1 protein-coding gene and 1 pseudogene are annotated in these 442 nt (G+C 45.2%); both read right to left on the bottom strand.

The window, feature by feature from the left end:
* Nucleotides 1–84: pseudogene (locus A3761_RS28530) on the bottom strand (biopolymer transporter ExbD); the annotation flags it as partial.
* Nucleotides 81–442 (bottom strand): MotA/TolQ/ExbB proton channel family protein (locus A3761_RS08680; protein WP_197472989.1); only part of this gene is annotated, 362 nt, incomplete at its 5' end. The gene A3761_RS08680 and the pseudogene A3761_RS28530, both read right to left, overlap by 4 nt.

Genomic DNA, 442 nt, shown 5'->3' with positions numbered 1-442 from the left:
GAAAATCAATAACAAGAACACCACATCAATCAGTGGCGTTAAGTCTACTGATACCTCTTCACCGGACTGACGTTTAAAATTCAAGAGCTCTGTTCTCCATCACGTGAAGGTTCACGGTCACCATGGATAACTTCGACCAAGCGTAAAGACTCTTGCTCCATATCTACGACAATCTCATCTACACGGCGTAAGAAATAACGGTGGAAAATTAGAGCAGGAATAGCAACTGTCATACCCGCGGCAGTCGTTATCAATGCTTCAGAAATACCACCCGCTAGAGCAGCGGCATTACCGGCACCTTCTAGCTGCAACTGAGCAAAGACTTTAATCATACCAATAACGGTACCCAACAAGCCCAACAAAGGCGTAATCACAGCAATCGTTCCAAGTGCCGTTAAAAAGCGTTCCATTTCATGCACCACATGACTGGCTTCTTCCTGAA

The sequence above is a fragment of the Oleiphilus sp. HI0123 genome (assembly GCF_001635315.1).
The sequence above is the reverse complement of the archived record's forward strand: the minus strand, read 5'-3'. Positions and strand labels throughout refer to the sequence as shown.